Origin of the sequence: Paenibacillus sp. DRB1-1, from assembly GCF_052119485.1 — a bacterium.
Lineage (GTDB): Bacteria > Bacillota > Bacilli > Paenibacillales > Paenibacillaceae > Paenibacillus > Paenibacillus polymyxa_B.
Genome location: NZ_JBODQH010000001.1, coordinates 3,376,541 through 3,403,527 on the forward strand (window position 1 = coordinate 3,376,541; position 26,987 = coordinate 3,403,527).

The following is a 26,987-nucleotide window of genomic DNA, read 5'->3' on the forward strand; positions in this document are numbered from 1 at the left end:
GGTATACTAAGAATCAAACCATTTAAACAGAGATAATTCCACCATAAAATCCGAATACCCGAAAAACGAAAAGAAGTAATTCCCGATCGTTGCAGACGAGTTTAATCTTTTGACTATGACACCAGAAGAACAACAAAAGGCACATGAAGACTACAGGAAAAAATACAGATATCTAAAACGTGCGCCGCGGCTACTCGTTTACTACTACCTCATAGGGGAAAAGTTCCGAAATACAATGGCCGAAATAGGATGCAGGAAGTGCTGAGAGAGATAGCCGACGACGTTCTGAGTAAGGAATTTCAACAGGAATGCTAGGCTTGGAATCGATCTCACCGGCACAATTATGCCGCAAGCATAATCAGGTGGATCAGGACCTGCTCCAGCAGGTTTTCGAGCGGCTGGCTATGCAGATTTTGTCTAGGCATGGCTGTTCGATAGCAGACCGCAAAGCACTCCGGATTATCGACTCTACCACCGTTGCTCTTTGCTTGCGGAGGTACAAGTGGGCCGACTTTCGCAAGACCAAGGCTGGTATAAAGCTTCACCTCCGCCTTGCTTTTGCAGATGCTCATGAGGTCCTGCCAGAGAAGGCAACCATTACGACAGCCAAGAAAAATGACCGGACATAGATGGATGACCTTATCGAAGATGCCGGAATCACCTATGTGTTGACCTCGGTTACGTGGACTACAAAGCATACGATCGTTATTGCTCGGACGGGATATACTTCGTGACTCGCTTGAAGGAGAACGCGGTGATCGAACCGCTCCAATCGCTTGAAATTCCAGAGGACAGCAAGGTCACCATGGATGAATGGGTGCTGGTAGGTTCCACGCAAAAGTGGATGATGCACAAGCTTCGCATGATGGAAACAACCGATTCACAGGGCAATTTTTCAAGGGTATCAAGAGATAAAAAGGAAGCGTGAAGCTCTTGGAGAAGACTTTTGGTATTATGCCGAAACGTTTTTTTCAGTATTAGAATCAGGAGGCTGGAATAGTAATCAACCTTCCATAAGTTCACCATTTAAAGAATTAAGTAAAATCAAGCTATCATTCGAACAAAAAAAGAGAATTAATAAACTAGCTAGAGATATAATGGCTTCATTGAAAGAAGTGAATAATGAATTAGTATATTGAGGAAATGGTTATGAAAATTATATTATCGTAATAGTACAAGTTTCCAACTTTCTTTTTATGGTAATTTGTGGTTGTTTCAGACTTTTTATTTTTCGTGTTTATCATGTGCTCTGGCAAACGCAGTAAAATCAACAAAATTGGTTCACGCTTTTTTATCGCCTGACACTAATTGTTCAGAAACACATTAATGTTGGTAACTACGATTTAGTGTTGGTAACTCAAGATTATTAAAAACACGGCTGCTTTGGTTTAAATAATAGAGAGCGATATTATGGTAAAGAAATATTAGAAAAGTTAAAGACAGGAGAACATATTTATAAGGATTTAACGTACATATTTTTGAAATTTTATTAATAAAATACAAAACACAAATATTGGATTTTGGTACACAACTTTATTTTTCGAAGGAAGTGTCATAATTAGTGAGGAAATTTACAGATTGAACGAGAAAAATTATCATAATTGATGTTCGAAGAAAATAAAATTTGTAGACTGGGGTTGCTGATTTTACGCGATTGTCCATTTCAAAGGTCGTCAGCTTTTGAGAAATATGTTTTAGACTGATCCGACAAATGCAACAGCGGCAGATAAGGACGCGAAAATAAAATCCTAGACCGGCCGCTGTTGTGGCCAACATTCAACTATCGTGTCCTGTTAGCCTAGTAACTCTGCAGTTTGTAAGAAAGAGTCCAGCCGCTCCTTTTGAAGAAGATGATGACGGTAATGCATCTCCACCATCGTGAACCATTCGACCGCGTTTAACGCGCCGAAGGCTACGGCCGGATGAGTCGCCTTTCGCTGTAGCCGCTCTGGGTCTATGTTCTGCAGCGACGCCCCAATCTCATGCATGCGGCGCCTTGCTTCCTCTAGCTTGGCGACAAGCTGCTCCTTGCTCTCTGGCTGAGGAGGCGTATATTGCAAGTCGGCCGGTACCTGAATGCGAACCGGTGGGAAGCTCCCTTGCTCAAACACGGCATGGCCGGCCTCCGTCTTCCCGCCGCCCTCCTCGCTGCCGCCACCGAGCGCCATGCACTGCTCCGCAAGACGGAGCTGCAAGTTCAGCGTGGAATGAGGCAGATGTAGGTACATTTGCCCAAGCGACCATTCGTTCTCGCTTGGCTTGCGACACAGTTCCGCCAGACTATACTTGTCCAGCTCCCGAACATAATGCTTCGAAATCTCGTCGAACCTTACCAAAATATCCTTAATCCCTATGTTCTTGTTCATCAAGATCATCTCCTCGAATACTGAATTACTCTCATCATATGAGAGGATTCAAGAAAAAAGCATATTCGTAGTTTATATCTTTAATACTTTATTTTCCAGTATAAGACTATATTTTCTAATTACACCGGCCGCCGTCGCTAGCGCGCTGATCGCAAAGCTGGACTTCATTCCGGAAGAGCTGGGGAGCGCAACTGCAGCCACGCATGCGGGCCACGCGTCGCCAGTCTGTAACTTTATTATCTCAGTCTAGTTCTTTATTGTTTAGTCTAAAACATTATTATTCACTAACAATTGACAATGAAGAAGTAGTACAACTTCTTATTAATTGTATAAATACGTATTTTTAGAGTTGCGTATATTCTCATAAAATTTGAAAAATTAGGGTGGACCGAATAACTTCGAGTCAATGAGTTCTCACTAATTATGAAAATGATCGTTGAATTATCATATATTCAGCTTGTTGTTTTCTCATTAATTATGACACCTCACAATGTTTGTGTGGTGTTGTTGTCTACAGACAATAAAGTTGTGTTCTAACTTATAGCAACTTGTGAGTGACTGGTAGCTTGCGGAAACAACCTGTGAAGCCGTGTAAGGACGAAGATCGATTAAGGTCAGCAGATTGCAAAGCCGTTTTGGGGTAGCTAAACCAGACCCTATATCGAAACTTAAAACCAAACGGCGACTTTTCCCTAGAATCCACTGGAGAGAAGTCGCCGTATTTGTTAGTGACGTTTTTTAGTTTTAAAAATGAGATTAACCTATTGTTCTTTATTTCTGATTAGCACGTTGTGAGAGCCATTCTTTTTTCAGTAATGCATATTGATACGTATTCTCGTATTTCGGCGTGCCGTCTTCATATTTAACAAATGAAACGAATTCCATGAAGCAGCCTTCCTGGCGAAAGCCCAGTTTATCACACAGCTTCTGGGAACGGAAGTTATCGTCCTCGACATAGGCGTACAGTCTTCTTATTTCCTGTTGCGTAAAGAGATATTCTATGAAGGCGTTGGCGCTCTCACTTGCGTACCCTTTCCCTTCAAATCTGGCATTAAAATTCCATCCAATACCATACGTATCCGAATCTCGTTCTTCCTTCATACCAAACAGCTCACCGATCAGTTCGTTGCTGTCTTTCAGGCAGACCGCGATATGGGAGTCGTCACTGCTTCTTTTTTCGACCTCCGCTGTAGCTTCCTCCAACGTCGAAATCTGGTTATCCATAAAGCAGTTAACTCTTGGATTAGCTGTATACTCCAACAATCCGGCAGCGTCAGTTGCGGCAAAATTCCGCAGGATCAATCGGTTGGTTTCAAGTGTTTGCATGGATATACCTCCAGTTGTTATTTAAATAGATGGCTTCGTTCATTCTGTATGATCCTTTTATTCTATCAGAAACCGCTTTTCAATCGTAAACAACTGTCAGCGGACAATAAAGTTGTATACTAAATATTAATAAAACATAGTATAAGAATTACTTTTAGTAAAATCAAAAGCCTATGACACTTGTTCATCGGCTTTTGTTAAAATCAGGGGACGACTGCTTTGGTTTAAATAGATAGCGGTATTATGGTAAGGAAATATTAGGAAAGTTAAAAACAGGAGAACATATTGATAAGGATTAATTTGGAGAGACCATATATTACTTGTCACATGCTAACATCACTAGATGGCAAAATTGTTGGAGATTTTTAGAAGAGAATTTTAACGGCATATTTTACCAAAAAATACAAGGAGATTCATGATCGTTACGAATGCCAAGCATGGATTTGCGGCAGGATTACCATGGAGAAACACTTCACTTTTGGAAAAAAATAAATTTAGATCAAGACAATACTCCGACGATCCCTAGAACAGATTACGTAGCGAATCCCAATGCTAAAACCTATGCAGTTGCAGTAGATCTTTTTGGGAAATTAGATGGACAAAAAACATCATTTCTAATGATGATGATCGATTCGGTCATCATATTATAGAAGTACTTTCCGAACAAGCATCGGATGCTTATTTAGCTCATTTGAAAAAGCTGGGTATATCTTATATTTTTGAAGGAAAAGAAAGTTTGAATTTCACTGTTGAAGGTTTAATTGATGAGATTAGTTTAGTTTTAGTCCCGATAGTAGATGGTGCTTCTAACTCTTTGACGCTATTTGAAACGAGTGCTCATCTTCAAAAAACTAAGCCAGTAAATTTCTTTTTGAAGAGTGTAGAAAAACTGGACGATGGTGGGCTATGGATGAAGTATGTAATAAATCCTTAAATAGGATTTGAGGCCATCAACTGCCCTCTTATTTGCTATGCTCAAGTTGGAGTGGAAGCCCTGATAGGCTGCCATTATTTTTCGTCCTGTCGTAGGTAACTGCCCGAAGGAGCTACGTGTTGTAGCGCAAGAATAATATCGATTACGCTAACGAGAGACGTTAGCTCAATAAAATAGCGACAGTCTAGGACTTTATTTTCTCGTCCTTGGCTGTCGCTGTTATAACCCTTTGTTTTCAAAAATGCCGACTTCACGGTAACCCATTTTTCGATACAGCATCTGACCGTTTTCAAACTAAAAGGCATGAGCCCGGTACAATACCGAGCTCATGCCCAACTGATTGCATAAAAATATTTGTCTAACTTTAAGGGGGCACTTCATACAGGGCTACTTTTGTACTACGGGCTAATTGCTCGTGTATTTTACCCAATCATATTCGGCGTATAGCGGATTCGCTCCATTATACGAACCTAGCCAGTCGTCAACGCCAGTGCCATTCCATAAATTCATCATAATCTTGCCTGGCGTGCTTGGTATGTTCGTGGTTGCCGTATGCTTTAGAACCCCGTCAACATACCACTTAATGTACCCTGGCTGCCAATCGAAAGCATAGGTGTGGAAGCCTCTTGATGCATCAAAGCCCAGATCAACAATCTTCTCGTGACCACCGACCCCGTTTGTATAATAGTTGAATTGCACTTTTGTTGTGTCTTTGCCTAAAAATTCAATATCTATTTCATCCCATTGCGTGCCATCAGTAGGTCCCGTATACGTAAAAAAGGAAGATACGATCCCTGTGTTTTTAGCAGGCTTCATGCTGACCTCGTATAAGCCGTATCTGTAAGTGTTCGTCGATCGATACTCTCCGCAGTCAAATTTATTGTACGCAGAACTCGTTAAGCCAAGCTTCATTTTGCCATCGTTTGTAAAATTGACATTATTGGCACGCCAAGTGCAATTAAACATGTTCCCATTGGAATATCCATCCGCTTTTTGCCATGCACCAGAATTGAAACCATTAAGTGGTTCCCAAAAAACATTCCCCGCATAAACGCTTACCGAAACAAACAGAGAGAGAATTCCAGTTGCCAGTAGAGTAAACCAAGATTTCTTTTTCATTTTACACCTCCATAAAAGATTGACCAAACATGAAAGCAATGGCTGACAATGATACATTATTTCAAGTATTGACCAGCTTACCGGGAAAAATATAAAACGCTTCCATATTTGGTATCTTCATTGTAGTTTGAAATTGAGTCGTCCACAATAGAAAACTTAACGCTTGAGGCATAATTTTAAAAAACCTAAATTTTATCAAGTTGTGGTTTAAAAATGCTCCGCTGGATCGCTACTCACCCCGATAACTAGAGCCCCTACGTCAGGGAAGTTGAATCAAAGAAGGATGGTTAAAGAAAAGAAAGCAAGACCTTTTTAAGGGGGTCTTGCTATCATTATGGTTTAGAGCAATTGTGACCTCTAATTTGGGATTCGCAAAGTTCAGTCACCTAACATTTACGGCCATTTTGAGGCCTTCCGTTATGTAAGGTTGTTGAAATGATGAGGAGAGAGTATAGTTTGTATGTATTTATTTTGTGCGGGAAGAGGTTAATATGGCGACAATTCATGATGTAGCATTAAAAGCGGGCGTGTCAGTCACTACAGTATCCCGTGTAATGAATAACCGAGGATATATCAGCGAAACTACACGCAAAAAAGTGTTTGACGCAATGGAGGAGCTTAATTATCAACCGAATGAAATAGCACGATCTCTGCTACGTAAACAGTCCAATATTATTGGGCTTATTATTCCCAATGTCTCGCATCCTTTCTTCGGTGAGCTTGCCAATCAGGTCGAGTATTATGCCTATCAGCATGACTGCAAGGTCCTGCTGTGCAATTCACATATGGATCCCGTGAAGGAAAAAGTGTATATCGATATGTTGAAGCGGAACCGGGTGGATGGCATCATTATGGGTAGCCATACATTAGAAGTAGAAGAGTACCGACATTTGAATTCACCGATCGTGACGTTTGATAGGCAGATTGACCCGTATATTCCTTACATATCCTCGGATAATTATCGCGGAGGCGAGCTGGCTACGGAGCTGCTCATTCGCAAAGGCTGCCAGAAAATTGCGCATATATGCGGAAATCTGGAGCTGAACATGCTGTCCAATGAGCGGACCAAAGCATTCCGGGATGTCGTGGGCAGGGATGGTGTCCAGCATGTGATCGTTCAAACAGACTTGAATGTGTTCGATCAGAAGGAGTACGAGCGAATCATTTCAAAACTCGTTCATGAACATCCAGATGTGGATGGAGTGTTCGCAACAAGTGATATTATTGCTGCTTTTGCGCTGAAAGAATATATTCGCGCTGGAAGGCATGTGCCAGAGAATGTGCGCATTGTTGGCTTCGATGATGTAAGCGTTGCTTCCTGGCTGACGCCGGAACTTACATCGGTAAGACAGCCGATTGCAGACATCGGCAGACTGGCGGTCGAGCTGATCCGCAGGCAGGCGGAAGGGGAGCAGGTACAACCTGTCAATCTGCTGCCTGTTGAACTAATTGAGCGGGCAACGACCTGAATGAAAATCTGTTCCTCTAACAAGGGGAACAGATTTTTTTTAGTACATGTTAAAATTTCGACATGTCAAACGATTGACACAAGTTAAACCTTTAACATATAATCCGTTTGTAAGCGTTTTATTTAAGTGTTCAGAGCCATTATATAAATAAGGGGATGACAACAGTGAGGAAATTCAAAAGAGTTCAATGGATGGTAATGCTGCTTCTTTTGGTTATGGTGATGTCTGCATGCGGTGGCTCCGGAGGAGAAGGTAATTCGGCTTCTGGAGGGGGATCAGGGGATTCGAAAAATGTTAAAATTACGCTTTTGAACTCCAAAGGCGAAATCCTTCCACAGCTGGAGGAAGCCGCGAAGGCGTTCCAGAAAGACAATCCGGACATTACTGTTGAAATCCAGCCGGTTCCGACTGGTGGATCTCCTTTTGAGCGTGCCTCTGCATTGTATGCATCAGGAAACCCGCCGACCATGACCATGCTAGATACAGGTGATGTTGAGAAATTCAAGGACCGTATCCTCGATCTAAGTGGGGAAAAGTGGAATGCGGACACTGTTGAAAATGCTACCACTGCTACGACATTTGATGGTAAAAATTACGCGTTTCCGTTGGCTGTTGAAGGCTACGGATTCATTTACAACAAAGCCGTTGTAGATAAAGCGGTAGGCGGAAGCTTTGATCCCACCACAATTAAAACCCGAAATGACCTTGAAAAACTGTTTCAGCAAATCGAGGCATCTGGTAAGAAAGCATTGGTGATTTCACCAATGGACTGGTCTCTGGGCGCTCATTATTTGCCTCTTGCTTATGCAGGCCAGAACAAAGACATGGCTGAAGTGGACAAATTCATGGCGTCACTAAAAGCGGGCCAGGCTAGCTTGGCTAATAATCCTGTATTTAACGGACTTATGGATACATTCGACCTCATGATGAAATACAACATCGATCAGGCTTCTCCGCTAGCAGGAGCTTATGAACGCGGACCGGAGCTGCTCGGCAAAGGTGAAGTTGGCATTTGGTTCATGGGCAACTGGGCATGGCCGCAAATCAACAGTTTTGATACCGCTAATAAAGAATATGGTTTCTTGCCTGTACCCATCAGTAACAATGCCGATGACTACGGCAATCAGGAGATTTCGTCCGCTGTATCCAAGCGCATTGTTATTGACAAGGAGAAGACTACTCCGGAACAGCAAGAGGCGGCTAAGAAGTTCCTGAACTGGATCGTATATGATGCGAAAGGCCAGGATTTCCTCGTGAACCAAGCGAACATTATCCCGGCGTTCAAAAATATTACACTGCCTGCGGCCGACCCGCTTGGCAAGTCCATCCAGGATTATATTGCAAAAGGCAAGTCAGAGCAGTCGATGAGCATGCTGCCTGCCGACCACTGGTCCAAGACAGGATCTTCCATGCAAAAGTATCTGGCGAAACAGGGCGATCGTGCAACACTGGTTAAAGAAATCGAAAACTACTGGAAAACGGTTAAATAAGGTTATTTTCAAATTACCTGGAATAGAGAGAGAAACCCGGAACAAAGGGAGGGATCATCATGATTACGGAAAAAGGAGTATGGAACCGGCTGCGGACGCGGCTACTGTTTACCGGCCCAACCTTGTTTGCCTTCATAACGGTAATGATTATTCCATTTTTGTATGGCATCTATCTGACGTTCACAAACTGGGATGGTATTTCCACCACACTATCGCTGGTAGGCATCCAAAACTATCTGGCTGTTTTTAGAGATATTGAGTTTTGGAAATCGTTCAGCTTGACGCTCAAGTATGTGTTTTATACCGTTGTTCTTATTAATGTGATCGCTTTTATGCTGGCTTATGTGCTGACTAAAGGGTTAAAAGGACAGAGTGTTTTCCGGGCGGGATTTTTCCTGCCCAACCTTGTCGGCGGCATTGTACTCGGTTTTATATGGCAGTTTATATTCAACAACGTGCTTGTCTATTTGGGACAACATGCCAGCATACAGTCGCTCAGCACGACTTGGCTGGCTGATCCCGACAAAGCGTTCTGGGCACTCGTGATTGTAACCGTGTGGCAGAACGCGGGTTACATGATGGTCATTTACATCGCGGGATTGACGGGTGTGCCGAATGATATTATGGAGGCCGCAAGCATTGATGGGGCGAACAGCTGGACCAGACTGCGGAAAATGGTGCTGCCCTTGATGGTTCCTTCTTTCATCGTATGTATATTTTTGTCCTTGCAGCGCGGTTTTATGGTCTATGACGTGAACCTTGCGCTCACGAAAGGTGGGCCGTTCAGCAGTACTCAAATGGTGTCGATGCATGTGTATGAAAAGGCATTCCTTTCCCGTGATTATGGTGTGGGGCAGGCAGAAGCATTCGTGTTGTTCCTGATGGTTGCTCTCATCACTCTGCTTCAGGTTTATTTTAGTAAGAAGTTGGAGGTGGAGGCGTAATGACAAGAAAAAGAATTGCTTCCTCCGTAATCAAATTCATTGTGCTGACAGTCATACTCATATTGTTCATCGTACCTTTCGTCTTTCTGCTGATCAATTCGTTCAAGGAAAACATGGCCATCACCTCAAATCCGTTATCGCTTCCAGAGAGCTTCAGTATGGTCAATTATATGAATGCATTTGATAAAATGAATTACATCGCTGCCTTCACCAACTCATTGGTCATAACGGTGTTAAGTGTTCTGTTTATCTCACTGTTCGCGGCGATGGCGGCTCATTATTTTGTCAGAAACAACACCAAGTTCAACCAATATACATTTATGCTGATGGTTGCATCCATGATCATTCCATTTCAGGCTATCATGATTCCATTGGTGAAAATCTACGGGTCACTTGATCTGCTGAACAGTAAGTGGTCGCTGATTTACATGTATATCGGTTTTGGCAGCTCGCTGGCCGTTTTCATTTATCATGGTTTTGTAAAGAGTATTCCAAAGGAACTGGAGGAAGCGGCGCTAATTGACGGCTGCACGCGGTTTCAGACATTCTTCCGTATCGTGTTTCCGGTACTGATGCCCACGACTGCCACCATTTCCATTCTCAATGTGCTGTGGATCTGGAATGATTTTCTGCTGCCTTCCCTCATTCTGGTCGATCCTGAGCAAAGGACACTTCCGTTGTCCACGTACAACTTTTATGGAACCTATACAGTGGATTATGGTCCATTGATGGCAAGTTTGGTACTGACGATATTTCCGATCATTATCATCTATCTGTTCGCCCAGAAGTATATTATTCAGGGTGTTATGCAAGGTTCGATTAAATAACTGCAGGGGGGAGGATGCTTTATCAAGCAGACTAGAACGTATACGAGAGAATGTGCAGATCAATTTATTTCCCAATCAAAGCATATGCTTCGGCCAGATTATCGGCTGCACTACCATTTAATGGCTGAATTCGGCTGGATGAATGATCCGAACGGCTTCATTCAATATAACGGGCAGTATCACCTGTTCTATCAACATTACCCGTATAAATCAGTATGGGGACCGATGCACTGGGGACATGCAGTCAGCCGCGATCTTATGAAGTGGGATTATCTGCCGATCGCTTTGGCACCGGACGGTGAGTTCGACCAGGATGGCTGCTTCTCCGGCAGTGCGATTGAGCAGGACGGGAAGCTTGTCCTGATGTATACCGGACATGTTGTAACCGGGCCTGACAAAGATCAGGATTACAAGCAGTCACAGGGAATTGCAGTATCAGAAGACGGAGTAACGTTCGAAAAGTGGGAGGGCAACCCGGTCATCGGTTATGACGCCGTACCAGATACGATCAGTCGTAAAGACTTCCGTGACCCTAAGGTGTTCAGGCACGAAGATCATTATTACGTCGTTCTCGGTTCTAATGATGCCAAAGGGAACGGACTTGTACTGCTTTACCGTTCTGAAGACCTGAAAAGCTGGACGTATGTCAATGTACTAGCTGCGAGTGACGGACGCTTCGGCGATAATTGGGAGTGCCCGGATCTGTTCTCGCTCGGTGGTCGACACGTATTTATGCTTTCCCCGCAGCGCATGCCTGCGCAGGGGGAGGCTTACCGCAATCTGCATTCCACTATGTACGGTATAGGTGATTTCAATTCCGCTGCCGGAACATTTACGGCAGAGCGGTATGCTCAGGTGGATCACGGATTCGATTTCTATGCCCCACAGTCCACCTTGGATGATAAAGGGCGGCGTATCGTCATCGGATGGATGGATATGTGGGAGTCGGAGATGCCGACCCAGCAGGGGCACCATTGGGCTGGTGCGATGAGTCTTCCGCGGGAAGTGGTTATCGACGGCGCCAGGCTGCTGTTCCGTCCACTTGAAGAGGTAAAGAATTACCGATGCAATCAGTTTGAGCAGCGAGATATCTTACTGACAGGTGAGCAGATTATGGACACGCGCGGAGATAGCTACGAACTCAAGGTCGTATTTGAGTTTGAGGCCAATAACACCGATGAATTCGGTTTGAAACTGCGGGTGGGTAGCGAAGAGGAGACTGTACTGTCGTACCGTCCCGATGATAGTCTGTTCCGTTTCAACCGAGAACGTGCCGGTATAGGCCCGGGTGGAGAGAGAAGAGTGCCTGTTGACTTACACGAGGGCCGTCTAGAGCTTCGGGTTTTTGTCGATAAAAGCTCGGTGGAAATATTCATCGGCGACGGTGAATACGTCCTCACAGGAAGAGTGTATCCGGGAGTGGAATCTACGGGCATTCGAGCGTTCGCGAGCGGAAAGTGTACGATGGCTTCGTTTCAGAAGTGGGATATATCCACATAGAAATGCATGACAAACAGGCACCCGACCAATGATGGTCAGGGCTCCTGTTTTTTTTGTAGAATTGTAATCGTGTGATTTACACAAGCTTATCTTGAAGATAGGCATCAATTTTTGCGAGGGCTTCTTCTGTACCGCCGGACTGCTGGAAGCTATCATTTATTTTTTGTACGCCCTCTTTATACGCCGCGTTCGACATTACCTCATGTACGGCATCTCTTAACGATTGTACATTGATTTGGTCTTTGGTTATACGATAGCCAGCTTGAAGTTCTGTTAACCGCTGTGCGACCATGGGCTGATCCTTGTCCTGAGGCAGTACGACCAAGGGTACATTAAAGTGAATCCCTTCATTCACACTGTTCATTCCACCATGAGTAATAAATACATCTGAATGACGTAATACCTCCAATTGGGGAACATAGGGCGAGATCATAAAGTGCTCTGGGGCTGGATTGATTTTCGTAAAGTCAGCTTTCTCACCAGCAGCAATCACGACGATGCCTTCAAAATCAGAGAATGCTTCAATACAGGTGTTAAAAAAGTCTTCAGTATGATCCAATACTGTTCCCATCGAAATATACAGAACTTTTTTATCTTGTAGTGCATCCAAAGGAAAAGAATGTTCCCCTTTGCGCTCAGGGAAGCTGGGACCAATAAAGAGATTCTCTTCACCAAAGCTGTCAGCGTCTGGTTGGAAATATCGGCTGGTGTATACAACGTTTAGAGCCCCTGTATTGTTCATAAATTGAACTATATCTTTGGGAGCAACACCGAATCTTTCTTTCATAAGATGTAGTGAGGTCGTGGCATGTTCATCAAGTTGAAATGGCACTTTTTCATTAAAGCGAAAGAGATTGGTAGCCATCCGATTCTGTGAAATCAGAAAAGATGGGGATGAAGCAATACCAGGGATTTTCAAATAGTCTCTAACTAACTCGCCAGCTCCGAATCTATCATAGAATACAAAGTCAAAATCAATGCTTTCAGACAGCTGCTTAGTGATTGCTAATATGTCCATCGAAGTCTGGATATGAATATTCATAAATGCGTTTAACCCAGGCGGAGTATGGGTATGAATAGAAGCAGTCCTGATCAGATCGGGATGCAGGTGAACCGTTGCTCCAACGGCTTCGAGTCTGTCCTTGTATTTCTCAGTTGTAATGTAATGTACTTGGTCCCCTCGTGCTGCAAAGGCTTGCGTCATCCCGATCGTAGGGTTCACATGTCCTTCTGCCGGAAAGTTAACCATTAATATGTTTAACATTCATCATTACTCCTTTTCTCTACAATTAAGATTGCAGTTTTCACTGAATCTCTCAATCCATAATAACAATAATATTTATATTTTCAAATGATATCCTTTCATGATCATAAAACACATGTTGGCATGAAATGTGTATAACAAATATTTACCTCGTGCATAGTAAGGGGGAACTCTACTTAGCAAGGGAGGTTTTTTCTAAGTGAATGTTCAAAGAGCGCAAGAAATAGCGTCCTCTTCCATAATGGCGAATGTGTTGTGTGATGGGTTACCCATTTATATTCAGCATGTGAACGAGCAGAGTGAGACGGCACGCATTTATGCGCTGAACCATCCAGAAGAGGAACGGGAAGTACCTTTGTACACGTTAACGGAACGAGATCAGGCACTGGAATAAGAAAGGAGCGATATGAAAAATGAAACCAAATCAACAGAAAGTAGTCGAGGCAGACCGTTTGAATTTTCGTGACCAGACGGATGATGTGGTTAGAGAAGTACCGGCCACGACGGATGCCAGCGAAGCAGTTGCAGCAATAACCTCGCATATCAATAAATACGATATACCGGATGAGTTGGAGGAGAAATAGAGAATGACCGAGCGCGCACAGGGTAACCTGTTGCGTGCTTTTTATATGACACATATTGGGCTGGAATCGAACAAATAGTATTTAATGCCCAAACGTACAAATGATATTGCCCATGTGTACGTTTTTTTCTTTTTGTTTTTTTGTAAAATAATATATAAATGATTTCTGTTCAAACTAAATGGACCAGGTGCTCTCATAGCGGCGTTGTCTCTAATAAGTTGAAAAGCCGAATTCAGAATTGTAGGAGGGAATTATGATTGATGTATTCAATGAACAGATTCAAAATCTAGATCCAGAAATAAGTGAAAGTGAAGGTGAATTTGAGAAGAAAGATATTTCAAAAGTGTTAACTATAATATGGATTTTTATAATTTATAGTGAGTCTGTCATTCTTCAACATTTGTCCAGCGGTCTAAATCTGCCGCAAAGTGTCTTATTCACTGTAATCATCCTATTGCACATCCTCTTGTACTTGCATGCTCAAAGAGTTGCAAAATATTTTTCATGGGCTTATTTTGTTGTGCAAGGGGGATTGATCTTTTCAAGTGCATTTCTTCTACCTGAAAGTTTCTCCATTGTACTGGTTGGGTTAATGCCAGTTTTGGTGGGTCAGAGTATAGGCATTTATTACAAGCCGCTTAAGGTTATGCTTGTATTTTTGATCTCCTATGTACTTTTTTGTGTGGCTGTGGTCTGGCATAATGATGGCAAGCAATTTGTGTTGTTCATCCCGCTGTTTTTTCTAATTGCAGTTGTTATAGTGGCTTATGCCGTTCTTTTTCTCAAACAAGTCAAAGCACGAATCCGAACGCAAAATGTTCTTAAAGAACTTGAAATCGCACATCAAAAGGTCGAAGAACTTACAATTGCTAACGAACGACAACGTATGGCCCGTGATCTTCATGATACGCTGGCTCAAGGGCTTGCTGGGCTAATCATGCAACTTGAAGCCATTGATGCCCATCTGACAAAAGGAAGTACGCAAAGAGCTCAGGAGATCGTCCAACAATCGATGTCACAAGTGCGAAGAACATTGTCTGATTCAAGGCGAGCTATAGACAATCTGCGTTCGAAAACCATCTCGGAAGTTGATTTTGCAGAAGCAGTGGAGGAAGAAATACAGCGATTTACAATGGCTACGAGCATTCGTGTAATACGCAACATCAAAATTAAAGCTTCAGTCCCCAGACTGTTATTCGAACATGGATTGTTTATTATAAGCGAGTGTTTAACCAACGTAGCGAAGCATTCACATGCTAATACCGTATGGATTAATATTTTAGATAACGAAGGTAAGATTGAAATCGAGATTCGCGATGATGGAAAAGGATTTGATACGGATATTATTGCCAAGCAAACAGGGCATTACGGAATAATAGGTATACATGAACGTGTGCGGATGCTGGGTGGAAAAATCAATATCAGCAGTATATTTCAAGAAGGTACAGCTATAAAAATAGAGGCGCCTCTTACTAAAGGAGACCTATCATGAAATACAAGATTTTAATCGTCGACGATCATTGGGTAGTTAGAGAAGGATTAAAGCTGGTGCTGGAGACCAATGACAGTTATGAAGTTATTGGTGAAGCCGAAGAAGGTGCAACGGCTCTTAAATTGATCGAAGAACTTCAGCCGCATGTCATATTGTTGGATTTATATATGCCACAAATGAGTGGTTTGGAAACCATGAAAGCCCTCAGAGAAAAACAAAATGAAACACCAGTCATTATCCTGACGACCTATAACGAAGATGATTTAATGATTAAAGGACTCTCTCTGGGAGCAAAAGGATATTTATTAAAAGATACCAGTCGGGAAAACCTATTTCGCACTATTGAGTCTGCGCTAAGGGGTGAAACGCTGCTTCAGCCAGAAATAACAGCAAGGGTATTCGCTGCCACGAATAAGAGAGAAGCTGAGATAGAGTCACACGAAAGAAACTTAGTTCTGACTGATAAGGAAAAGCACATATTAAAGTCTGTTGCACATGGTTATAAAAGTAAGGAAATTGCGTTTGATATGGGGATTTCCGAGCGTACCGTAAAGGCACATTTAACGAATATTTATAACAAGCTTGGTGTTGATTCCAGATCCGAAGCTGTTGCCGTTTCGTTGGAACGTGGTATTTTACAGCTTTAGAAATAAAAACTGAAAATATGTTATTTATTTGCCCAGTCGTACATAAGGTGCTTGCCCCTTTGTACGATTTTTTTGTTTGTTCATTGTTATAACATGAAAAAAGGATGAAAAAGTTTACTTGACCCACAGGTTGCTGATAGCACCTTTAGAAGAGAGAATCAGAGAGGATGACATTAGTTGAAGAGAAAAGAAATCAGGATAATGATTGCAGGGGTTGCATTAGCCTTAGTAGCTTCCGGTTGCTCCAGTGTATCGGAGAACACTGTAACAGAAGCCAGTCACCCGGTAAAAATTGAGAAACTTGCAATGAAACCTTTGGCCAATGATTTTAATTTGGCGGGAACATTGCAGGCAAGTAATGAGGCCAATGTTTCCTTTGAAGCGGATGGACGTATATTGAACACTATGGTCGAGGTTGGAGATTCAGTAGAAAAAGGAAGTGTCCTTGCGAAGTTAGATACATCTGCTTACCAGTTACAGCTGGATCGGGCAAAGGCAACCATGGAAAAGGCAAAGGCTGGTGTTAGCCAAGCGGAGGCTTCTGTCCAATCGGCCCAGGCGGGCATTCATAGTTCACAATCCCAGGTCAACGCGGCCCAATCCAAATTGCAGGAATTGAACAATGGCGCCAAAAAGCAGGAGATTGCACAGTCTCAAAATGCGGTTACTGCAGCAACCAATACTTACAATAAGAAAAAGGCAGATGCAGCCCGGACGCAAAGTCTGTTCCAGGCAGGTGCAGCATCATTGACAGAAAATGAGAGTGCACAGCTAGAATTAACAAATGCGCAAAAAAGTTTAAGCGACGCACAAGAGCAATTGTCCCTTTTGCTTGCGGGAGCCTCTCAGGAACAGCGTGCCCAAGCTTCGGCCGGCGTAGATCAGGCCAGGGCAGGGCTGGAGTCAGCTAGGGCTACTAGGCAACAAGGGCTAGCCAGTAAAGCTCAGGCGCAGGCTACCTATGAGGATGCACTGGCTGCTTATGAACAGTCATCCTTGTCACTGAAAAAAGCTACTTTAACCTCCCCGATCACAGGTGTTGTGATTGAAAAAAAGATATCTGATGGTCAACTGGGCTCCAGCGGGAGTGAGGCATTTGTTGTCGGGAATATCAAGACTTTAAAAGTACTCCTCCCCGTACCGGACAGTGAAATCTTATCGTGGAAGAAAAACCAAAAAGTAAATATGTCTCTCTATGATGAAATTAGAACAGGGACTGTTACCCAGATCTATCCATCGACTAACTCCAAAACGGGAAGCATCAATGTGGAAGTTAGCATTCCCAATCCTGAACTGAATTGGAAGCCTGGTCAAGTCATTAGTGCTTCTAAAAGCATGAATCAAAACGAAGCGCTTTTAGTACCCGTAGAGGCTGTAATTAGTACGGAAAATGACCCGTATGTCTTTAAAGTTGTGAATGGAAAGGCCGTAAAAGCCGCGATTAAACTGGGGAAAGTGACTAATAATCAACTCGAAGTGGTCTCTGGGCTACAGGCAGGCGATCAAATCGTTACGCAAGGAGCAGGAACCTTATTTAATGGTGATTTAATTGGGAATGATGTACTTGGGAAATCGGAGGAGTCGTCCGAATGATTAAATATATCGTTAAAAAGCAGAAAATCACACTTATTTTCTTTGGCATGTGTATTTTGCTAGGGATTTACAACTTTGCATCGTTACCTAAACAGGAGATGCCCGACGTTATTCCTATGTCAGCCAGTGTCACAACTGTGTATCCAGGGGCCTCACCTGAAAGAATCGAACAAACCATTACGAAGATATTGGAACAGAAAATTAAAGAAGTGGAGGGTGTCAAAACTATTTCTTCCACTTCATCTAAGGGCCAATCTAGTATAAGTATAGAAGCTTTGGATGAGGCAAATCCGACAAAAGTGTGGGCCGATCTTCGTACAAAGGTACAGGATGCGCAGTCTGAACTTCCGGACGATGCGATGCAGCCCATTATCAATGATAGTATGGCAGGCTCCTTCATCGGGTCATACGCAATCACTTCTGATAAAGTTGAAAATTTGTATGCGTTAAATGAATTGATGAATAAATGGAAAGATCAATTAAAAACGGTCTCAGGAATTTCAAAAGTTAATATTCAAGGAATTCCAGAACAAGAAGTACGGATAAGCCTGAACACTCAAAAAATGCAGCAATATGACATCTCCTGGGAACAGGTCGTTCAAGCCATTAAAAATGAAAACGATAGAGTGCCTACAGGAAGTCTGGATTTCAATCAGCGTACGTATCAGTTGACAGTAGATGCTTCAACTGATCCCAATGTTTTAAATAATGTTCAGATTTCAAGCAACGAAGAAGGGTTCCCTATATCCTTGAAGGATATAGGTTCAGCCTCGCTTGTTTTAAAAAAAACGGGGAGTTATACGTATGTGAATACCAAGCCTGCTATTTCAATCAGTTTGAGTGGAGATAAAGGCACAGACGTACCAACGGTATCCAAAGCGGCAACAGCCAAAATCAACGAACTTGCGAGTAGTTTACCTAAGGATGTACATTTTGAACTACTTTTCGCTCAAAATGACCGTGTAAGTGAAATATTTGGTAATCTCTCCAAAGAGATGATTATTGCTATTGCATCGGTTATTGTGATTTGTACATTAGGTTTGAACTTGCTGACCTCTGCATTTGTGGCCTTGGCTATCCCTGTTTCTATTGCCATCGGTTTTATTGTCTTGCCGATGACAGGAACGACGCTGAATCAAATTTCAGTCATCGGATTAATCATCGTACTGGGGATACTGGTTGATGATGCCGTTGTGGTAAACGACAACATTGAACGCCGACGCTCTGAATTTGGGGAAGATGCTACGGAGGCGGCAATTAAAGGAACGAAAGAAGTATCCTTATCGATCATTACAGCCACGCTGGCTACGGTTGCAGCATTTGCCCCGCTTTTATTTCTACCGGGCAATATGGGAGACTTTATTAAACCGATCCCTACCGTTATTTCGTTAACGATGCTGGCCTCCATGATTATGTCGCTTACGATCATTCCTATTTTCCGTCAATGGTACGATAACCGTCATAAAGGTAAAGAACGTAGCAAACCGACCAAGCCTCCAGGGCTTCTTGGCAATCAAATTCAGTCCCTCTCTAATGTATACGCTAAAAACTGGATGCCGAGAATACTGCGTCGACCACTTTTCACTGCGCTTATTGGTCTTATGATTGGTACGGCAGCTTATGGACTGCTTGCTATTGTGCCCATTCAATTATTTCCTGAATCGGACCAACCGGATGCCACAATCAACGTAACGATGCCAGAAGGAACGTCGTTGCAGGCAACCAATCAGGTTATAACCGAGATTGAGAACTGGGTTAAAAAGCAGCCAGAAACCGAACATTTGGCAGCAACGGCAGGTGGTGGAGCACCTCAAATGTACAGCGATATAGTAGCTGGTAGTGGCTCCGTGGGAGCGGTACACGGACAACTTACTGTTGTTGGTAAAGAGGGAGTCTTTGATATCAAAAAAACAGTGGACAGCTGGACAAGTACGCTGCAAGCCAAATATCCAGCAGCATTAATAAGTATACGTGTTCCTCAATTAGGCATCCCAGTCGGTAGTGCAGTATCTGTCCGTATTAAAGGAGAAGACCTTGGAAAGTTGCAAACGATGACCACAAAAATAAAAGAAATTGTTGCGGGAACTTCTGGAGCTGTAGATGTGACCGATAATATGGGGATGCAAAGCTATAATTTGAATTTTCAAGTCAACCAGCAGGCCTTGGATAAATATCAGGTCAATTATTCCAACTTAACCCGCACTTTGTTGCTAATGGGTGACGGAGTGAAGGTCACGGACTTTGACACGGGTAAGGAACTGCTGGATATCAATATGTACATGGATAAACCTAACCATGATCCTGAGGTGTTATTCCAACAGCTAAGTGTCACTAATGCGGGAGGAGAGCAGATCCCGTTATCCCAGTTAGCCACGATGAAACCGGACTTTTCCATTCAGCAAATCCACCGCTATGATTTGGAACGGACGGTAACGATCTCCGCCAATGCAAAAGGGCGTACGGCTACGGAGCTCACCCAGGACATCCGTAGCAAGCTTACAAGTACACATTTCGATTCGGGGTACACTTGGGAAATGGACGGGGAAACATCTACGCAGTCCGATTTGTTTAAGGATTTAGGCAAATTAGCCGTTATCGTTGTTTTTCTCATTCTGCTCTTGATCACCATGCAGTTTTACTCGGTTTCCACACCGATCATTATAATGACGACTGTGTACCTGGCAGCAGCAGGAGGAGTGCTTGGTAGCTTTATTACAGGTATGCCAATCGGTTTTATGAGTATTATGGGTATCATTTCACTTGCCGGTATCGTCGTGCGCAATGGTATTGTATTGATCGAGTTTATTGAAGATGCACGGCGTGAAGGCGCAGAATTAACAGAAGCCATCTTAATGGCATGCTCTGCCCGTTTCCGTCCGATCTTGCTCACCTCGCTAACTGCGATCGTCGGAATGATACCGATTGCTACGATGGGAGAAATTCTATTCAAGCCATTGGCAGCGACCATTATATTCGGACTGATTTTTTCAACCATTTTAACGTTGTTTGTAGTTCCGACTCTTTATATGGTCGTAGCTCATCTGAAGCTGAAACGGAAGCATAAAAAGGAAAAGGCTATAAATAGCGATAGCTCATTGACCTTGTAGGTAAATATAGAAAAGAATATACTCCATTTTTCCTTTAATAATGCGGGATCGTACATTAGACGAGTGTCTTAATGTACGATTTTTTCTTTTGTCGATATTGATTATTTCATTGACATAGTCCACAAAAATCATTACTATAATTGTTGCAAAAGTCCACTAAATTGGGGGAGTTATGATCAATATAGATGCTAATATGATAGCGGATATGAGGCGTTTTAATCGGTTCTATACGAATATACTGGGTGTTTTAGATAGACATGTGCTGGATAGCGGATATTCCTTTACCGAGGCCCGTGTCATTATAGAGATCGGGTTGATCGAGCCATGTATTGCGAATACTCTAGTCGAATCTCTTAAAATTGATCGCAGCTATATGAGTAGGATCATTGCTAAATTTTGCAAAGAGGGCTTTCTTGTTAAGGAAAATTCAACGTTGGATAATAGAACAAATCTGATTCGTTTGACTCCTAAAGGAAAGGAGTTCTATAACCAACTGAATGAAAGGTCTGATGAACAAATTCTAAAATTAGTTCAAGGACTTTCAGAAGAAGAGATAAAGGAATTACATGCTTCTATGTTGTTAATTCAGAAGAAATTGGATAATTTGGAGAGGATACAGAATGATACGATTTGAATGCGACTATACCGAAGGTGCCCATGAGCGCATATTAAAGCGACTACTGGAGACTAATGATGAACAAACTCCAGGTTATGGTGTGGACGATCATTGTGAAAAAGCCAGAGCATATATTAAAGAAGCATGTGACTCCCCAAATGCGGATGTACACTTTTTGGTTGGAGGTACACAGACCAATACCACCGTCATTTCTTCTATTCTGCGTCCACATCAAGGCGTCGTTGCGGCAGTTTCTGGACATGTTGCGGTTCATGAAACCGGAGCGATTGAAGCTACTGGACATAAAATACTTACTTTGCCAAGCGGGGATGGGAAGATCCGGGCCGAGCAGGTACAAGATTTGTATGACGCTCACTGGAATGATGCCGCTCCTGAGCATAGTGTACAGCCAGGTATGGTTTATATTTCCCAACCTACTGAGAATGGAACGATCTATAGTAAATCAGAGCTGGAAGCATTAAGGAGAGTCTGTCAAGAGTGTGGTTTACCACTGTTTATAGATGGAGCCCGATTAGGTTATGGCTTGGTGGCCGAAGATAGCGATGTATCTTTAGCAGATATAGCAAAGCTTTGCGATGTATTTTATATTGGCGGGACCAAAATTGGAGCATTGATGGGAGAAGCAGTAGTCATTCTAAATGATACATTGAAAAAAGATTTTCGATATATGATCAAGCAAAAAGGAGGACTGCTGGCTAAGGGAAGAATGTTGGGCATTCAATTCGAAACTTTGTTTGAAGACGGTTTATACGTTGAAATTTCCAAACACGCTATAGATATGGCCATGCTGCTTCAAAACGGATTATCTGAGCAAGGTTTTTCTTTTCAATACCGTTCTACAACCAATCAGCAGTTTCCGATTTTACCAGATCGTATACTAAAGGCATTGAGTGAAAAATATACTTACTCCTTTTGGGAAAAGGTTGATGATTCACATAGTGCTGTTCGATTCTGTACCAGTTGGGCTACAAAGAAAGAAAATGTTGAAATGCTGATTCAGGATATTAAAGCATTGCGATAAAGGTCATAGAAAGAGTAATTTATAATTTTAAAGATGTAGAATGACTATGTAATAGCCATACTTCGTTGCATGCATTGCAGCGAAGTATGGTTTTTTTTGTGCATTTTACTTATTCCAAAGCGGCTTGTCTTTAGTTCCATGAAAGAGCAAGTGGATATAAAAATGGAAAAACAAGACAAGAGCGGAGGTATAAAATCGGCGTCTAATTCTTTACACTGAATATCTACCGAACCTGCTTGCGGTACTGAAGAGGGGAGAGCCCAGTTATTTTTTTAAAGATTTTATTAAAGTGGGAAGCATGACCGAACCCGACATCCTCTGCAATATGCTGGATTTTGTCTTTGGTGGTTCGAAGTCTTGTTTGGGCCGCCCTGACCCTCACTACGCGGATGTATTCGCTGAAATGAAAACCAGTCAACTTTAGAAAGATACGGCTTAGGTAAGCTGGACTAATGAAAAAGCAGGCGGCCACTTGTTCGAGAGTTAACGGTTCATTGTAATGATCCTGAATAAAAGAAGAAATTTCCGTGATTTTCTGATGCATGGGATGAGAGGAAACAGGTTCACTACGCTCAATCGCTTCCGATCGGTGCACCAGGATCAGCATTTCCAGCAGTAGATGCTGTACGCAACGGTCATGCAGAGGCTGCTTATTCCTGCATTCGGTATTCATCTGTAGGAATAAACGTTCAACCTCCACTTGCTCTCTCGCAGGTAAGCGAAGCAACGCGGATTGCTGATACGGCGGCAGGTCAAGAATGTCATGATCCTGCTGTGGGAGAAACGTCGGAGAAAAATGAATCAAGATGCGCTCTGTTTCCTGCAATTGCGTACTGGCGGTAGAGTGCAAGTCATGAGGAAGGATGAATATCAGATCCCCCTTGCGAGCGGTGTATACCTTGCCATTCATAAAATAGATGCGTTCGCCTCGTAGTAAGAGATACAGCTCATAGTTTTCGTGGACATGAGGCCGGGGCATAACTGTGAAACCGGTACGATAGATGTGATGAATGGAAAATTGTTGTTCGCCAATGACATATTTATCTTCTTTCATTTCATTCATGTGCTTCTTCCTTTACAAATTAAGATAAGTAAGCGCATTCATATACCAACAGTATATATGACAACCTGCCAATGATAAAAGCAGAAAAGATTGATGAAAGGAGGTGAAGGCGCTTCTGAATGTCTCGAATCGTGTTTTTATAAAAATATGCGCTGATGTGGAAGAAAATCTTAGGGAGGAAACAGAATATGAGCAAGCAGCGTACATGGAAAAAGGTGCTATGTAATGTGGTTGTGGGTTCATTGTTGTTGACCTTGTGCCCACCACTAATCCAAGCGGAGACTGCGGTAGGAACAGAGAATGCAAAGGTGTCGAAAGTGGCGACGGATATTCCGGCGTTTCCGGGGGCTGAGGGTGGCGGTAAATATGTTACCGGTGGACGCGGAGGTGAAGTGTATGAGGTTACCACGCTGGCAGACTACGGCAAAGGGGAACAGATAATACCCGGATCTCTTCGCGCAGCGGTCAGCTCCGATAATCGGACGGTCGTATTCCGGGTGGGTGGAACGATTCATCTCAAGGAGCCACTTAAAATCTTGGGAAACAACCTGACGGTTGCTGGTCAGACAGCTCCTGGCGACGGTATAACTGTAAGCGATTACACAACAGGGATTGATGCAGATAACGTCATTCTCCGTTACCTGCGTTTCCGATTGACCGACCGTTACCCCAGTGAGGATGACGCGTTAGGAGCCAGATACCATAAAAACATAATGATTGATCACTGTTCCTTTAGCTGGTCGGTGGATGAGGTACTGAGCCTGTATGACAACGTCAATACAACGGTACAATGGTCCATTGCGTCAGAAAGTATGCTAATGACTACGCACCAGAAAGGTCGCCACGGCTATGGCGGCATATGGGGCGGACGAAATTCCACCTATCATCATAACTTGTTGGCTCACAATGCAAGCCGTAATCCGCGTTTTCCAACCGATAAAAAACAAATCGACGCTGTGGAAATGACCAATAATGTCATTTATAACTGGGGATTTTTCTCTTCATACGGCGGCGGTGAAGGATCGTATAATGTGCTAAATAACTATTATAAGTATGGCCCCAACACATATCAGGACGTTCGCGGTCAAATCTTTGTGGACGTGGGTAGTAAAAAATATAAAACACGCATCTTTATTGGTGGTAACTACATGTACGGCAATGACTCGGTTACAAAAGACAACTGGCAGCTTGGAACATCCATTGGGTCAATTATTGATCCTTCCACCCGTTTGGCGGAGCCGATTGAAGTCAGAGGGGAATACGACAACGGAATCTCACCAGATGCGTATGGTCCATATCAAGCGACAGATGCACAAACCGCATATACTGAGGTACTTGCCGGCTCAGGAGCCACGCTGCCAAGAAGAGATGCGGTAGACGCCCGAATTATGAATGATGTGAAGAATGGAACGGGTGCGTTTATTAACTCTCCGCGTGAAGCAGGGTGGATTTATGACGATTATAACGTAACGACGACGGAGCTTTCTGACAGTGACCATGATGGAATGCCGGATGAATGGGAACGTGCTCATGGGCTGGACCCCAATAATGCAGATGACCGTAACGGTCAGGGGCTTGCCGGCACAGGGGCGTATGCTCATTTTGCCAAGGGGTATACCAATCTGGAGGTCTATTTAAATGATCTTATTGAGAAGCTGTCGAATGGAAATGAGGTGGATAATCCAGAGGCCGTCGTTAAGGTGTCGGATGCAGACGGACGTCCACTAAAGCATAACGATATTTTGGAAGCAGGCCGGGATGCGACCATAACAGCAACAGCCAAGGACAAAGATGGTATTGCTCACGTTGAATTTATCATTGACGGCAAACTTGTTGGTAAAGTAGAGACTGCACCTTATCATCTCGATTGGAATCATGTAACAGACGGTACCCACAATATTATTGTACGGGTGACCGACCGCAAGGGGACTGCTGTATTTTCCAATCCTGTTACCATTCACGTCAATACGACTGCGCCATCGGGAAGTTGGCTCAGCGAAGAGATTGGCTCTGAGGGCAACGATGGTTATATAAAAGGGCATACTCAGGTCTTAAAAGAAGATGCAAGCGGCAGCAGCATACGACTGAAGTCAGCGGGAGACGTGGACGGTAAGGCAGATATTTTCCATTATGCTTATCAAAAATGGGAAGGCGACACTGAAATTACAGCCCGTGTGGAACAAATTACCCCGGTGGATGATAATGCTGAAGCGGGTGTAATGATTCGTGAATCGCTGAAGCCTGGATCAAAAATGGCTTTTATGTCTTTAGCATTTGTTAAATATGGAAAACAGGGTATTCTTATCAGTCGTGATCAAACGGATGGCACGACGAAACGTGCGTCAATGGAGACTTTTATTGCAACGCCATATTCGGTTCGTCTTGTACGACAAGGACAAAAGGTTACCGGCTGGGTATCCGCAGATGGTGTGACGAACTGGGAGAAGGTTGGCGAAACTGTTATAGATGTGCCGAATAATCAGCCGCTATTGATCGGGTTGGCTACCGATGCATCCAAACAACAAAACGATGTATGGAATTACAATACGTCGGAATTCAGCAATGTCACCATCCGCAACCTGACAGACTCAGGAGGAACTCATCCCACTAGTGTGGTGGTGGCGACCTATGGCCCTGCTGACTTTAGATCTCTTCAGGCAGCTATTGACGCAGTCCCTGACGACAGCAACACAAGGATAGTTATCCATCTCAAAAACGGTACGTATCGTGAAAAAATAAAGGTGAATTCCTCCAAAAAAAATCTGAGCATTATCGGAGAAGATCGCGACAAAACGATCATTTCTTTTGACGATACGGCCAAAACCGTGGTGGACGGAAAAGAATTAGGAACAAGCAACAGCTATACAATGCGTGTGCAAAGTCCCGAATTTGTGTTGGACAATGTCACGGTTGCCAATACAGAAGGAACCGGGCAGGTGCAGGCTGTAGCGTTATATGCCGAAGGCGATCGTGGTAAGTATCACAATGTCAAAATTACTGGCCTACAGGATACGTTGCTTGTGAACCGTGGCAGACAGTATTTCAAGGACAGCTACATCAGTGGCAGTGTAGATTTTATATTTGGCAATGCACCTGCCGTGTTTGATAATTCGATCATACACAGCCTGCGTGCTGGATATGTGACAGCAGCTTCAACAGAAGAGAATAAGCCGGGCTTTGTATTTATTCAATGTCGTCTGACAACAGAAAATGGCTTGACAGGCAAGGTGGATCTCGGACGGCCATGGCGCCCTAACGCTCATGTTACTTTTTTGAAGACCTATATGGATGACCATATCAAGCCGGGCGGCTGGAACAATTGGGGCAAGGAATCCAATGAGCAGACCGCAAGATTTGGAGAGTTTGACAACTTTGGGCCAGGTGCAGAAAGTAGCGGGCGTGTACCTTGGGCCAAACAGCTTACCGCCGATGAAGCAAGCCAGTACACCGTTGAAGCTGTTCTGAGCGGGACAGATCATTGGGATTGGCGTCTTTAAATTTGATGTTCAATGGTTGTGCGGGGCAAGCGCTTCTAGCGTTCAGCCTCGCTTATTTTTATAGTTTGAGTAGAGGATACATACTTAATTTTCGATGTTGAAAATAC

22 protein-coding genes are annotated in these 26,987 nt (G+C 43.3%); 17 read left to right on the top strand and 5 right to left on the bottom strand.

Annotated features, from left to right (window positions below):
• Window positions 1-308: 308 nt before the first annotated feature.
• Both ACQW03_RS14870 and ACQW03_RS14875 read left to right on the top strand, forming a co-directional pair.
• The gene (locus tag ACQW03_RS14870; protein WP_220030258.1) at window positions 309-629 is read left to right on the top strand and encodes a hypothetical protein; all 321 of its coding nucleotides are present in this window, start codon (window positions 309-311) and stop codon (window positions 627-629) included.
• 101 nt (window positions 630-730) lie between these two features.
• Window positions 731-928 (top strand): hypothetical protein, encoded by a 198-nt coding sequence (locus ACQW03_RS14875; RefSeq protein ID WP_441950336.1) that lies wholly within the window; start codon window positions 731-733, stop codon window positions 926-928.
• A gap of 865 nt (window positions 929-1,793) precedes the next feature.
• Here ACQW03_RS14875 and ACQW03_RS14880 read toward each other — a convergent pair.
• Together ACQW03_RS14880 and ACQW03_RS14885 are read right to left on the bottom strand one after the other, a co-directional pair.
• A complete protein-coding gene (locus tag ACQW03_RS14880) occupies window positions 1,794-2,366 on the bottom strand; it encodes a DinB family protein (protein WP_071643157.1) in 573 nt (190 codons plus the stop codon).
• Window positions 2,367-3,137: 771 nt separating this feature from the next.
• The gene (locus ACQW03_RS14885) at window positions 3,138-3,692 is read right to left on the bottom strand and encodes a GNAT family N-acetyltransferase (protein ID WP_076294792.1); all 555 of its coding nucleotides are present in this window, start codon (window positions 3,690-3,692) and stop codon (window positions 3,138-3,140) included.
• A gap of 691 nt (window positions 3,693-4,383) precedes the next feature.
• Here ACQW03_RS14885 and ACQW03_RS14890 point away from each other — a divergent pair.
• Window positions 4,384-4,626: a hypothetical protein gene (locus ACQW03_RS14890; protein WP_143756843.1), complete on the top strand. Its 243-nt coding sequence runs from the start codon at window positions 4,384-4,386 to the stop codon at window positions 4,624-4,626.
• A 405-nt stretch (window positions 4,627-5,031) separates the two neighbouring features.
• On the opposite strand, the gene bglS is transcribed toward ACQW03_RS14890, so the two are convergent.
• Window positions 5,032-5,745, bottom strand: coding sequence for a beta-glucanase (gene bglS / locus ACQW03_RS14895; protein ID WP_071643153.1), 714 nt, complete (start codon window positions 5,743-5,745; stop codon window positions 5,032-5,034).
• Window positions 5,746-6,236: 491 nt separating this feature from the next.
• Here bglS and ACQW03_RS14900 point away from each other — a divergent pair, with 491 nt between their 5' ends.
• The 5 genes from ACQW03_RS14900 to ACQW03_RS14920 all read left to right on the top strand — a co-directional run bounded on the left by ACQW03_RS14900 (window position 6,237) and on the right by ACQW03_RS14920 (window position 11,975).
• Complete coding sequence (locus ACQW03_RS14900) at window positions 6,237-7,214, top strand: LacI family DNA-binding transcriptional regulator (protein WP_441950340.1); 978 nt, start codon at window positions 6,237-6,239, stop codon at window positions 7,212-7,214.
• A gap of 164 nt (window positions 7,215-7,378) precedes the next feature.
• Window positions 7,379-8,704 (top strand): ABC transporter substrate-binding protein, encoded by a 1,326-nt coding sequence (locus tag ACQW03_RS14905; protein WP_441950342.1) that lies wholly within the window; start codon window positions 7,379-7,381, stop codon window positions 8,702-8,704.
• Window positions 8,705-8,763: 59 nt separating this feature from the next.
• The gene (locus ACQW03_RS14910; RefSeq protein WP_053326151.1) at window positions 8,764-9,648 is read left to right on the top strand and encodes a carbohydrate ABC transporter permease; all 885 of its coding nucleotides are present in this window, start codon (window positions 8,764-8,766) and stop codon (window positions 9,646-9,648) included.
• A complete protein-coding gene (locus ACQW03_RS14915) occupies window positions 9,648-10,475 on the top strand; it encodes a carbohydrate ABC transporter permease (protein WP_441950345.1) in 828 nt (275 codons plus the stop codon). Before ACQW03_RS14910 ends, ACQW03_RS14915 begins: the two co-directional genes overlap by 1 nt.
• Window positions 10,476-10,559: 84 nt before the next feature.
• Window positions 10,560-11,975 carry a glycoside hydrolase family 32 protein gene (locus ACQW03_RS14920; protein WP_441950347.1) on the top strand — a complete coding sequence of 472 codons (1,416 nt, stop codon included), beginning with the start codon at window positions 10,560-10,562 and terminating at the stop codon, window positions 11,973-11,975.
• A 76-nt stretch (window positions 11,976-12,051) separates the two neighbouring features.
• On the opposite strand, the gene ACQW03_RS14925 is transcribed toward ACQW03_RS14920, so the two are convergent.
• Complete coding sequence (locus tag ACQW03_RS14925) at window positions 12,052-13,239, bottom strand: macrolide family glycosyltransferase (protein WP_441950349.1); 1,188 nt, start codon at window positions 13,237-13,239, stop codon at window positions 12,052-12,054.
• A gap of 199 nt (window positions 13,240-13,438) precedes the next feature.
• On the opposite strand from ACQW03_RS14925, the gene ACQW03_RS14930 reads away from it, so the two are divergent.
• The 8 genes from ACQW03_RS14930 to ACQW03_RS14965 all read left to right on the top strand — a co-directional run bounded on the left by ACQW03_RS14930 (window position 13,439) and on the right by ACQW03_RS14965 (window position 22,320).
• Window positions 13,439-13,633: an H-type small acid-soluble spore protein gene (locus ACQW03_RS14930; protein ID WP_025723179.1), complete on the top strand. Its 195-nt coding sequence runs from the start codon at window positions 13,439-13,441 to the stop codon at window positions 13,631-13,633.
• A gap of 19 nt (window positions 13,634-13,652) precedes the next feature.
• Window positions 13,653-13,823: a hypothetical protein gene (locus ACQW03_RS14935; RefSeq protein WP_179085973.1), complete on the top strand. Its 171-nt coding sequence runs from the start codon at window positions 13,653-13,655 to the stop codon at window positions 13,821-13,823.
• Between the two features lie 253 nt (window positions 13,824-14,076).
• Window positions 14,077-15,315, top strand: coding sequence for a sensor histidine kinase (locus ACQW03_RS14940; protein WP_441950351.1), 1,239 nt, complete (start codon window positions 14,077-14,079; stop codon window positions 15,313-15,315).
• Window positions 15,312-15,962 carry a response regulator gene (locus tag ACQW03_RS14945; protein WP_441950353.1) on the top strand — a complete coding sequence of 217 codons (651 nt, stop codon included), beginning with the start codon at window positions 15,312-15,314 and terminating at the stop codon, window positions 15,960-15,962. Before ACQW03_RS14940 ends, ACQW03_RS14945 begins: the two co-directional genes overlap by 4 nt.
• Before the next feature lie 201 nt (window positions 15,963-16,163).
• Complete coding sequence (locus ACQW03_RS14950) at window positions 16,164-17,555, top strand: efflux RND transporter periplasmic adaptor subunit (RefSeq protein ID WP_071643146.1); 1,392 nt, start codon at window positions 16,164-16,166, stop codon at window positions 17,553-17,555.
• Entirely contained in the window at window positions 17,552-20,662 is a 3,111-nt protein-coding gene (locus tag ACQW03_RS14955; RefSeq protein WP_071643145.1) for an efflux RND transporter permease subunit, read from the top strand. The genes ACQW03_RS14950 and ACQW03_RS14955 overlap by 4 nt, the downstream gene beginning before the upstream one ends.
• A gap of 172 nt (window positions 20,663-20,834) precedes the next feature.
• Window positions 20,835-21,296 carry a MarR family winged helix-turn-helix transcriptional regulator gene (locus tag ACQW03_RS14960; protein ID WP_025718002.1) on the top strand — a complete coding sequence of 154 codons (462 nt, stop codon included), beginning with the start codon at window positions 20,835-20,837 and terminating at the stop codon, window positions 21,294-21,296.
• Window positions 21,283-22,320, top strand: coding sequence for a threonine aldolase family protein (locus ACQW03_RS14965; RefSeq protein WP_441950356.1), 1,038 nt, complete (start codon window positions 21,283-21,285; stop codon window positions 22,318-22,320). The genes ACQW03_RS14960 and ACQW03_RS14965 overlap by 14 nt, the downstream gene beginning before the upstream one ends.
• Window positions 22,321-22,543: 223 nt before the next feature.
• Here the strand turns inward: ACQW03_RS14965 and ACQW03_RS14970 are convergent, their stop codons facing one another.
• A complete protein-coding gene (locus ACQW03_RS14970) occupies window positions 22,544-23,383 on the bottom strand; it encodes a helix-turn-helix transcriptional regulator (protein WP_023990412.1) in 840 nt (279 codons plus the stop codon).
• A 188-nt stretch (window positions 23,384-23,571) separates the two neighbouring features.
• Here ACQW03_RS14970 and ACQW03_RS14975 point away from each other — a divergent pair, with 188 nt between their 5' ends.
• A complete protein-coding gene (locus tag ACQW03_RS14975) occupies window positions 23,572-26,880 on the top strand; it encodes a pectinesterase family protein (RefSeq protein WP_441950359.1) in 3,309 nt (1,102 codons plus the stop codon).
• Window positions 26,881-26,987 lie beyond the last annotated feature (107 nt).

What these genes read in the sequence shown, in the direction of transcription:
- ACQW03_RS14870 (WP_220030258.1), top strand. Translation starts at nt 309, where the DNA reads ATGCTAGGCTTGGAATCGATCTCACCGGCACAATTATGCCGCAAGCAT.
- ACQW03_RS14880 (WP_071643157.1), bottom strand. Translation starts at nt 2,366, where the DNA reads ATGAACAAGAACATAGGGATTAAGGATATTTTGGTAAGGTTCGACGAG.
- ACQW03_RS14885 (WP_076294792.1), bottom strand. Translation starts at nt 3,692, where the DNA reads ATGCAAACACTTGAAACCAACCGATTGATCCTGCGGAATTTTGCCGCA.
- bglS (WP_071643153.1), bottom strand. Translation starts at nt 5,745, where the DNA reads ATGAAAAAGAAATCTTGGTTTACTCTACTGGCAACTGGAATTCTCTCT.
- ACQW03_RS14900 (WP_441950340.1), top strand. Translation starts at nt 6,237, where the DNA reads ATGGCGACAATTCATGATGTAGCATTAAAAGCGGGCGTGTCAGTCACT.
- ACQW03_RS14910 (WP_053326151.1), top strand. Translation starts at nt 8,764, where the DNA reads ATGATTACGGAAAAAGGAGTATGGAACCGGCTGCGGACGCGGCTACTG.
- ACQW03_RS14915 (WP_441950345.1), top strand. Translation starts at nt 9,648, where the DNA reads ATGACAAGAAAAAGAATTGCTTCCTCCGTAATCAAATTCATTGTGCTG.
- ACQW03_RS14920 (WP_441950347.1), top strand. Translation starts at nt 10,560, where the DNA reads ATGCTTCGGCCAGATTATCGGCTGCACTACCATTTAATGGCTGAATTC.
- ACQW03_RS14925 (WP_441950349.1), bottom strand. Translation starts at nt 13,239, where the DNA reads ATGTTAAACATATTAATGGTTAACTTTCCGGCAGAAGGACATGTGAAC.
- ACQW03_RS14935 (WP_179085973.1), top strand. Translation starts at nt 13,653, where the DNA reads ATGAAACCAAATCAACAGAAAGTAGTCGAGGCAGACCGTTTGAATTTT.
- ACQW03_RS14940 (WP_441950351.1), top strand. Translation starts at nt 14,077, where the DNA reads ATGATTGATGTATTCAATGAACAGATTCAAAATCTAGATCCAGAAATA.
- ACQW03_RS14945 (WP_441950353.1), top strand. Translation starts at nt 15,312, where the DNA reads ATGAAATACAAGATTTTAATCGTCGACGATCATTGGGTAGTTAGAGAA.
- ACQW03_RS14950 (WP_071643146.1), top strand. Translation starts at nt 16,164, where the DNA reads ATGATTGCAGGGGTTGCATTAGCCTTAGTAGCTTCCGGTTGCTCCAGT.
- ACQW03_RS14955 (WP_071643145.1), top strand. Translation starts at nt 17,552, where the DNA reads ATGATTAAATATATCGTTAAAAAGCAGAAAATCACACTTATTTTCTTT.
- ACQW03_RS14960 (WP_025718002.1), top strand. Translation starts at nt 20,835, where the DNA reads ATGATCAATATAGATGCTAATATGATAGCGGATATGAGGCGTTTTAAT.
- ACQW03_RS14965 (WP_441950356.1), top strand. Translation starts at nt 21,283, where the DNA reads ATGATACGATTTGAATGCGACTATACCGAAGGTGCCCATGAGCGCATA.
- ACQW03_RS14970 (WP_023990412.1), bottom strand. Translation starts at nt 23,383, where the DNA reads ATGAATGAAATGAAAGAAGATAAATATGTCATTGGCGAACAACAATTT.
- ACQW03_RS14975 (WP_441950359.1), top strand. Translation starts at nt 23,572, where the DNA reads ATGAGCAAGCAGCGTACATGGAAAAAGGTGCTATGTAATGTGGTTGTG.